Origin of the sequence: Mesotoga sp. B105.6.4 (assembly GCF_002896535.1) — a bacterium.
Taxonomy (GTDB): domain Bacteria; phylum Thermotogota; class Thermotogae; order Petrotogales; family Kosmotogaceae; genus Mesotoga.
Window position 1 is genome coordinate 1 of the sequence record NZ_JWIM01000080.1, and the last position, 1121, is coordinate 1121.

Below are 1121 nucleotides of genomic sequence, written 5' to 3' on the forward strand. Positions count from 1 at the left end.
AGAAGGTGCTTTGCAAGAGGTCAAAGCCGCCATCGGGATGCAATGAATTTGAGTCGCTGTCCGGCAAAAATTACTATCTGTGAATTCTCCTTGTTCATACCCGTTAGCCTTTCTGTGCCTTTATAAATTGTATCTACCTACTGTAGGTACTTAAAGAGAAGTCTCTCGAAATTCGTCTAAAAGTCCACCATTGGTCAGCGATTTTCTCTTTGTCTTCTAGAAAACTAGACGTCTTTTGGATACTGACTGGGAATCATCTGCTGGTCTGAAAAAGGAGCAGTTATCTCATAGCCAGCCCAGCAAAGTGATTTTGAGATCGGCTGATAATCTCGAGAAATTCAAGGAGGTGTGATTATGAAGCATTTGTTGACCCTTCTTTTCGTAGTGCTTTCGGTGATAGTTTATTGTAACGACCCCTACTTCACCGAGGAGAATGTAAACACGTTTATTGAACGACTCGGATCGGAAGGGTTCATCGTGCAACAAGGAACATTCAACTCATTCGATATGCCCGATCTCTTCTCAAACTACATTACGCCCAGCTGTTACGGAAACAATTCCAATACTCCCTACTGTGTTTACTATATGCCGCCGGCTCCCTCTCAAACTGCCAAGAACACTTTCCCGTTCACTTTCAGACTTATGGAGGACGTAGCTGTTGTCTTCCTCGGATGGACGCCCCCAGAAGTTAAGTACTTCAGTTATGAAACGCTCTTGATGTTTCGCTATCTGCCATACGTCGAAGGGCCAGTAAGGATATTCGGGGGCGTAGGAGACATGTGAACATAACAAACGCAAAAGCCGGAGACTCAATCCTGGAGAAGACAGCCGGTACTGTATACAATGCCCCTATGATAATAATTACAACTCCTGACAGAAGCGTCGACAGGATATCAGAGAGACTGCCGTAGAAGTAAGGATCTCCTGAAGCCTTGAAGAGTCTTTAATCCCCTCTCGAGAGGGGTGTCGACGGCTTCATCGTCGACGGGGTGTGTGCACATCAAGAACAACCCTCATGTTCAGCATGGCGGAATTAATAGCGTCTCGGATATGGTGAAAAAATGATTTAGTCTGCGGTCATCCCTGAGCCTCCCGCTGAAATCGCCATTACTTTATGCTCT

2 protein-coding genes are annotated in these 1121 nt (G+C 45.5%); both read left to right on the plus strand.

The annotated features are described in order from the left end of the window. The first annotated feature begins 354 nt into the window (after positions 1-354). Entirely contained in the window at positions 355-783 is a 429-nt protein-coding gene (locus RJ60_RS14430) for a hypothetical protein (protein WP_103135219.1), read from the plus strand. Continuing rightward, positions 780-911 (plus strand): hypothetical protein, encoded by a 132-nt coding sequence (locus RJ60_RS16380; protein ID WP_258006364.1) that lies wholly within the window; start codon positions 780-782, stop codon positions 909-911. The genes RJ60_RS14430 and RJ60_RS16380 overlap by 4 nt, the downstream gene beginning before the upstream one ends. The last annotated feature ends 210 nt before the right edge of the window (positions 912-1121 follow it).

Bases quoted from the DNA above. Each gene is read 5' to 3' on its own strand.
- RJ60_RS14430 (WP_103135219.1), top strand. From the start codon at position 355: ATGAAGCATTTGTTGACCCTTCTTTTCGTAGTGCTTTCGGTGATAGTT.